This is a genomic window from Paenibacillus sp. sgz302114, from assembly GCF_056120345.1.
This window is the reverse complement of sequence record NZ_JBVYOI010000002.1, coordinates 862829-870123: the sequence shown is the minus strand read 5'-3', so window position 1 is coordinate 870123 and position 7295 is coordinate 862829. Positions and strand designations below refer to the sequence as shown.

The window sequence follows — 7295 nt, the reverse complement described above, 5'->3', positions numbered from 1 at the left end:
ACCTTCGCAAAGGTTCGTATCCAGTTTTCAGGGTGTTAAGATTTGCCCGAACATTCATGTTGTTCCCTGATAGCTCAGTTGGTAGAGCACTCGACTGTTAATCGAGTTGTCACAGGTTCGAGTCCTGTTCGGGGAGCCATTCATGGGGAAGTACCCAAGTGGCTCAAGGGGACCCTCTGCTAAGGGGTTAGACCGCGTTAGTGGTGCGAGGGTTCGAATCCCTCCTTCTCCGTCGTAAAATCTTTAAGTAAGGCCCGTTGGTCAAGTGGTTAAGACACCTCCCTTTCACGGAGGTAACAGGGGTTCGAGTCCCCTACGGGTCACCATTTATTTTTCCCATGGAGGCTTAGCTCAGCTGGGAGAGCATCTGCCTTACAAGCAGAGGGTCGGCGGTTCGATCCCGTCAGCCTCCACCATATAAGTTTTACTGACGCGGGGTGGAGCAGCCCGGTAGCTCGTCGGGCTCATAACCCGAAGGCCGCAGGTTCAAATCCTGCCCCCGCAACCAATTTCTTATTTCGGACAAGTATTCGGAATAGGTCAACGCGGAGCCGTGGTGTAGTGGCCCAACATGCCTGCCTGTCACGCAGGAGACCGCGGGTTCGAATCCCGTCGGCTCCGCCATTCTTTAAAATCATGTAATTCACCATGCCGGTGTAGCTCAGTTGGTAGAGCAACTGACTTGTAATCAGTAGGTCGTGGGTTCGACTCCTATCGCCGGCACCATTTTTACATGAGCCATTAGCTCAGTTGGTAGAGCACCTGACTTTTAATCAGGGTGTCGTAGGTTCGAGTCCTACATGGCTCACCATTTTCTAGCCAAAGAAAATGGATGCAACATAACGTGCGCGTATGGCGGAATTGGCAGACGCACCAGACTTAGGATCTGGCGGGCGACCGTGGGGGTTCAAGTCCCTCTACGCGCACCATATTTTTTGCGGAAGTGGCTCAGCGGTAGAGCATCGCCTTGCCAAGGCGAGGGTCGCGGGTTCGATTCCCGTCTTCCGCTCCATTATGTGCCCTTAGCTCAGCTGGATAGAGCATTTGACTACGAATCAAAAGGTCGGGAGTTCGAATCTCTCAGGGCACGCCATTTTTTTGTCAGAACGGGATGTAGCTCAGCTTGGTAGAGCACCTGGTTTGGGACCAGGGGGTCGCATGTTCAAATCGTGTCATCCCGACCATAATTAACAGACAAGCTTCTTGCCTAGCGCAAGGGGCTTTTTTTGTGCTTGTCTTTGCAATTGAATTAAAACGTTTTACACCAATTCTGCTTATAGTTTAGGTCTTTTTTTCGCCGTTTTTATAAGCCATTTCATCACGAATCCAGCAGTATCAAGGGTTTGGCGTCAGAAAAAGTATGCTTTGTTTTAATGTTGTTGGAATTGCCTTAACGATGGTAAGATGGCATTACAAAAATATTGTAAGCACTTACATTGCAGAAAAGACTCTTCAAGAGGCGGTGGTTGGCAGCTTCGCTAGCGAGAGTAAAAACGTTTTATGTGTTTAACAGCTTATCATGTCCATGTCTATTCATATCTGAGGGGGACTCGTCTTATGAAAAGCAGGAAAGCTATTGCATTACTCACCTCGGTCATTCTCGTTCTCACACTTCTGGCAGCTTGCTCTAACTCGGGTAATAACAGCTCGAATAATTCAAAGAATGATTCAACCTCAACAACCAATGACTCCACGAAGAACAACACCTCAGATTCCACAAACACAACTACCAATAACACCAAGTCCGATGACAATTCCTCGACCGCAACAAATGACACCGCGAAGAAAGAAGATAAGACAATCGTATTCTCCACCATTACGAACTACTACACAGCCGGCTTGCAAGTTGCTGCTGAAGATTATCACAAGCTGCACCCGGAAACGACGGTTAAGATTGATATCGTGACGGATAACACAACTTATCAAACTTCCTTCCAGGCGAAGATGGCTGCCGGGGGTGATGATGCACCAGATATCGTACATGCCAACTTGCTCGGTGACAGCCCAGCGAACAACATCCAGAAGGGCTTCCTTATGAAGCTGGATGACTTCGTGAAAGAGCCGAACCCTTATAATAACGGCACATCGCTTTGGGACGGTATTAACGCAGACTACTGGCCGTACGCTTATACGGCTGACGGAAATATTTTCATGGTACCGTTCGATATCGTGGGCACAGGCTTCTTCTACAACAAAGATATTTTCGCAAAAGCAGGTATTACAGAACCGCCGCTTACTTGGGAAGATCTGTTCGCAGATCTACAGAAGCTGAAGGATGGAGGCTATATTCCAGTCTCGATGTCGCAAGCGACAGGCAGTGACTATGAGGGCTGGATGGTCGCAGCGTTCGCTGACTGGTCGGCGCGTCAATATATCCCGGAAATCGTCGTTCAAGCTGGCGATGCGCGCAACACACCGCAGGTTGAGGCGATTAACTCGAAAGTGAAATACGATGTGAACAATCCGTTCTTCGATGTAGGCGCGATTACAGACAATGAGCGTCTGATGGCACTGTGGAAGAGCAGCAAATACGATGCACAAGGTCCAGCTGAGCAGAAGACATGGTCAACACTGAAGGAATTGTCTAAGTTCCTGCAACCAGGCTATGCAACGATGAAAGACGCTGATGCGTATCAATTGTTCATTGCCGGCAAAGCAGCGACCTACTGGAACGGAAGCTGGCAGGTCGGTCAAATTTTGAAGGATCAACAATCGCTTGGCGATAAGAAGTTCCAATGGGGAACTTTCAAGTTCCCGGACTTCAAGGACGCTGATCCGAACTTCCCTGGTCATCCGCGCGGTATTCTTGTTCCAGGTCACCAAATGGCGATTACGAACAAGAAGGATGCGGAAGGTGTTGCCCGCTCGAAGGACTTCCTTCAATTCCTGTACTCGCCAGCAGAAGCACAGAAAGTATTCTCAGCTACTATCGACGCAGGACAATTCGTGCAAGGCCCAAGCCTTGTTAAAGGGGTACAGCTCTCCGATGAGGTGAATTCGTATCTCGATGGCTTCAAGGTAGCGGGTAACATGAGCTTCGCAATCGGTACCATTACAGGCGGTAATCCAGCTGCTGAGCCGAACGCAACAGCAGAGATGAAGAATCTCGAGTTGTCCTTCTATAACGATAAGATTTCGCTGCAAGACTATCTGAAGAAGAGAGCGGCACTGACGAAGAAAACGAATGAGAAGTATATTAAAGACAATAAGCTTGATCTTGATCCAAAAACGAATCCTTAACGTTCAAGTGCAGCGTCTTGGCGGGGTGGTGTCGCACAGCCACCCCCGCCTTGTTGATTATGGCAACTGGCCGTGGAGAGGAGAATTTAGGTGAAGAGCGCGGCGAGGTGGAAGAGATACGGCATCTCCTATTTGTTTCTTGTTCCCTCATTTGTATTTATCGCGACTTTCCTGTACTACCCGATTATACTGGCGTTTTTTCATTCCTTTACGGAGTGGAATCTTGTGAAATCAACTTGGATCGGCGTTTCTAACTTCAAGCAAATGTGGAGCGAGCCAACGTTCACCAAAGGTGTGACGAATCAGTTGATTTACACACTGAGCGATGTCGTGAAGGCAGTCGTGTTCCCTCTGCTTGGCGCGGAGCTTATCTATTTAATCGGCGGAGCCAGGATTAAATATTTGTTCCGGACCGGTTTTATTCTGCCCATGCTGCTGCCGGGGATTGTTACGATTCTGCTATGGCAGAACATTTATGATCCGACCAACGGGTTGTTGAACAAGGTGCTCTCGATTGTCGGCTTCGATTCATGGGTGAAACCGTGGCTAGGGGATGAGCATACTGCAATTTGGGCGATTGTGCTGTTCGGTCTGCCCTTCATCTCCGGTTTACCGTTTCTGATCTTCTACGCAGCGATCGGCAACATGAACCAGGAGCAGCTGGAAGCGGCACGGATCGATGGGGCAAACCGCTGGGATGTGTTCACGCGGATGCATCTTCCTTTTCTCATCCCGCAATTCAAGGTTGTCATTATCCTTACGATTATTACCAGCTTGCAGGATTTCGTTAAGATCTTGGTCATGACGGGCGGAGGTCCAGGTGTGGCGACGACCAACCCGGCGATGGTTATGTATAATGCGGCATTCGGCAGCTCGCAATATGGCTATGGCTCTGCCATCGGGGTTACATTGTTCCTCGTTATTCTTGCGCTTACGCTGTTTAATATGAAGTTTCTAAAGACGGATTACTAAAGGGGGCGTGCGTATGACGACGGCCACATGGCTGAAATGGACTGGCGGGACGCTGCTCACCATATTGCTTATTCTTACTTTAGTCCCGTTCATACTGCTAGTATTCTTCTCGTTCAAAACGCAAATCGAGGTGCTCATAGATTTCTGGGGCATGCCGGAAAAGCTGCATTTTGAGAACTATTCTGCGGCATGGGATGTCGTTCGAAACAGTATCAGCCATTCGCTCCTCGTCTGCTTTGCAACGGTGCTTGGCGCGGGGCTGCTCGGGTCATTATCCGGGTATGTGTTTGCAAGACACCAATTTCCGTTAAAAAATTTGCTCTACATCCTGCTCATCGGTGTTATGATGATTCCGTCGCTGTTAACTATCGTGCCGCTTTACGCGATTATTTCCAAGATTGGCATAACAGGCTCGTATTGGGGACTTATTCTTCCGTACATTTCTGGCACACAGCTTCTTGGCATCCTGCTCTGTCGTACGCTGTTCGAGTCGCTCCCAGAGGAGCTGTTCGAAGCGGCACGTATGGATGGCGGAAGCGAGTTCTATCTCTATTCACGAATCGCGCTGCCGCTATGCATTCCGATTCTTGTTACGATTGGAATCGTTACATTTCTGGCGGTATACAGCGACTATCTATGGCCGTTTATCGTACTAGATCAAGATCATCAAACCTTCACAATGGCGGCGGTTAGCTTGAACCGTTCCGGGCGGTCTGATGTTGGCTTATCCTTCGCAGGTTATATTATCGGCAGCGTACCGACGATTCTCGTCATCGTCTTCGGCATGAAGTACTATATCGAGGGCATGGTGTCCGGAGCTGTTAAATCGTAGATGAAAAGAGGAACCATATGGACACTCAGCTAGTAAAATCGGAGCTGCCGCTATGGCTGTGGCATGAGGAGAGAGAGCATCGTTCAAGCTGCGTGCTATCCCGTAAATTCACGCTTGAGCAGAGTGTGAGCGGGGTATCCTTTCACGCCTCTTTCACGGGCGCGGCTCGCGTCGTACTGGATGGCGTACTCGTTGCAACGCTTAATGAACGGGCAGGCAATGCGGGAGAATGGCTGACGGTTCAGGCTTTTCCCCAGACGATGCAGGCAGGCGAGCATGAGCTGAGACTTGAGATGAACTGCAGCAGCTTCATTCCACTCGCGGAAGTGAACTATTATCTATGGAACCGCCGTGTTGGGGCGATTGGTTATTTGCAGGGGGATGGCTTATGGCTGGTGACAGACGAGTCATGGCAAGCCGATGATGAGCAGGCGGCGATTATTTGCAAGCTCGGCGAGGAGCCGTTCGGTGATTTGGAAAATAGTCCGGCTGCGTTCGTAGCAGGCGGTTATGGCGATATTGAAGCATACGATTTGAAAAGCGCGATTGTTATAGGGGAGGAAGCACTTCGAGCGGCTGTCGCAAGCGGCGTTATGAGCGTAACAGGCAATCACGGGCAAGACGGAACGCTTGTAAAGCCGGAGCAGCAGCAGCTCGAGCTGTTCTATCATCTGCGCAAGCAGAATGAATGGAAAGCGATGCGGGAGCTGCAGCGCGAGATGAATCTCAGCGGCGCCTCGTCGGTGACGATTGATCTGCAAGCGGAGCATAATTGCCGGTTCGCGGTTATTAATAACGGAGCCGAGCGCGTGAAGCTGCTCTGGAACGGCGCGGAATCGCTGCATGAGCTCGCGCATTACGAAGGGTGTATTACGGAGTGGCTTGAGATAGAGCCAGGGCAAACACAATATACGTTGCCGCAAGGCTGCCGATATATTCAGCTGTTCGTGCTGGGCGAGATCGGACAGCCCTTTGCACTGGAACTGAAATTTCAATCTGTCCACGTCGCACTTCGCCAAGCGGGCACATTATCGAGCGATTCCGAGCAGCTGAATGAGATTTTCCAGGTGTCTGCGCATACGAGCCGGATTTGTCATCAGATCGGGCTATGGGACGGCATTAAACGGGATCGGCTCAATTGGACGTTCGACTTCTATCTCGCGGCAAAATCATGCTATTTCCTATGGGATGATACGAAGGTTATTCAGAGAGCCGTTCGGGAGCTTGGTGTCGATACGCCAAGCGGGCATTGGATGAACAGCATTTGCGAGTATACGCTCTGGTGGCTGAAGACGGTGTGCGAATATTACGTGCAGACTGGAGACAAGTCTTTCGTGCTAGAGATGAAGGAACCGTTGCAGCGCCATATCGCGTGGGTCGGTCAAAATACACAGCCAGGTGTCGGAATTCTGCCGCAGAACGGCGTCCTCGTAGAATGGGTGCCGCTGACGGATGAGGAGCGCGCGGTTGCCTTGCAGGCGATTTATGCACTGACGCGGACGGACTTGCTGAAGCTATCCGCTGCCCTGCCGGAGCTGGAGCTTGTAATCGACTGGCCGCTTCGGACGCTTACTTCAGCACATTATATGAAGGAGCCGTACGCGCTTGCGGTCAAGGTGCTCGGTATCGCGAGCGGCTATGTGTCGGATGATGCGGCAGTCGCTTTTCTAGATAGCTATCAATTGGCTGATCCGCTCACTCCTCTATCGGCATTTCAGCTGGCGGAATGCTATTCCCGATATGGCAGGCATGAACGTGCGTATGAGATCATTACAGCGGTATGGGGCGGCATGCTGGACAATGGCGCGACAACATTCTGGGAATCGTATACCATTCGCTCGGACGACAGCTCCAAGCGGGATTTTCATGATGCGCTCACAACGTATACCGCTTATGGCTCTTATCGGATGAGCTTATGTCACGCTTGGTCGAGCACGCCGGTGAAGTGGATTGGCGAGGTCGTGCTTGGCATACAGCCGCTGTCGCCAGGCTACAGCACGGTACGAATTGCGCCGACGCCGGTTGGCGGGATCCGTTCTTGCAGCGGTACGGTCAACACGCCACATGGCGATCTGACTGTACAGTGGTACTATGACGCAGATGGAGAGTTCCGTTATGAGGTGACTGCGCCTCCGGGCATAACCGTCGAAGAGATGGCTGGAAGTGAGCAGCCTTCGGTATAGCATATTTGATAACAGCAGCCGTTTCCGTATTTATTCGCGGAGCGGCTGTTTGTTGTGCAGCAGCCCCG

4 protein-coding genes and 12 tRNA genes are annotated in these 7295 nt (G+C 50.8%); all 16 read left to right on the top strand.

The genetic code is table 11. The features are described 5' to 3' along the window. Positions 1-63 precede the first annotated feature (63 nt). Positions 64-139 (top strand) — tRNA-Asn (locus AC0LWF_RS09040). A gap of 5 nt (positions 140-144) precedes the next feature. After that, positions 145-232 (top strand) — tRNA-Ser (locus tag AC0LWF_RS09035). A gap of 19 nt (positions 233-251) precedes the next feature. Next, positions 252-326, top strand: a tRNA-Glu gene (locus AC0LWF_RS09030). 14 nt (positions 327-340) lie between these two features. Next, positions 341-416, top strand: a tRNA-Val gene (locus AC0LWF_RS09025). A 15-nt stretch (positions 417-431) separates the two neighbouring features. Beyond that, positions 432-508 (top strand) — tRNA-Met (locus AC0LWF_RS09020). 39 nt (positions 509-547) lie between these two features. After that, positions 548-624 (top strand) — tRNA-Asp (locus tag AC0LWF_RS09015). A gap of 26 nt (positions 625-650) precedes the next feature. Further along, a tRNA-Thr gene (locus tag AC0LWF_RS09010) sits at positions 651-726 on the top strand. Between the two features lie 9 nt (positions 727-735). Beyond that, positions 736-811: transfer RNA gene (locus AC0LWF_RS09005), tRNA-Lys, on the top strand. 35 nt (positions 812-846) lie between these two features. Beyond that, positions 847-929, top strand: a tRNA-Leu gene (locus AC0LWF_RS09000). Between the two features lie 8 nt (positions 930-937). After that, positions 938-1012, top strand: a tRNA-Gly gene (locus AC0LWF_RS08995). 4 nt (positions 1013-1016) lie between these two features. Beyond that, positions 1017-1093, top strand: a tRNA-Arg gene (locus AC0LWF_RS08990). A 14-nt stretch (positions 1094-1107) separates the two neighbouring features. Beyond that, positions 1108-1184: transfer RNA gene (locus AC0LWF_RS08985), tRNA-Pro, on the top strand. 373 nt (positions 1185-1557) lie between these two features. Beyond that, positions 1558-3240: an ABC transporter substrate-binding protein gene (locus tag AC0LWF_RS08980; RefSeq protein ID WP_474651196.1), complete on the top strand. Its 1683-nt coding sequence runs from the start codon at positions 1558-1560 to the stop codon at positions 3238-3240. A gap of 225 nt (positions 3241-3465) precedes the next feature. Beyond that, positions 3466-4212, top strand: coding sequence for a carbohydrate ABC transporter permease (locus AC0LWF_RS08975; RefSeq protein ID WP_474651195.1), 747 nt, complete (start codon positions 3466-3468; stop codon positions 4210-4212). Between the two features lie 13 nt (positions 4213-4225). Next, positions 4226-5044 carry a carbohydrate ABC transporter permease gene (locus AC0LWF_RS08970; RefSeq protein ID WP_474651194.1) on the top strand — a complete coding sequence of 273 codons (819 nt, stop codon included), beginning with the start codon at positions 4226-4228 and terminating at the stop codon, positions 5042-5044. Between the two features lie 17 nt (positions 5045-5061). Further along, complete coding sequence (locus AC0LWF_RS08965; protein WP_474651193.1) at positions 5062-7227, top strand: alpha-L-rhamnosidase C-terminal domain-containing protein; 2166 nt, start codon at positions 5062-5064, stop codon at positions 7225-7227. Positions 7228-7295: the final 68 nt, after the last annotated feature.

Excerpts from the sequence above, each read along its gene's own strand:
- AC0LWF_RS08980 (WP_474651196.1), top strand. The coding sequence starts at position 1,558 with ATGAAAAGCAGGAAAGCTATTGCATTACTCACCTCGGTCATTCTCGTT.
- AC0LWF_RS08970 (WP_474651194.1), top strand. The coding sequence starts at position 4,226 with ATGACGACGGCCACATGGCTGAAATGGACTGGCGGGACGCTGCTCACC.
- AC0LWF_RS08965 (WP_474651193.1), top strand. The coding sequence starts at position 5,062 with ATGGACACTCAGCTAGTAAAATCGGAGCTGCCGCTATGGCTGTGGCAT.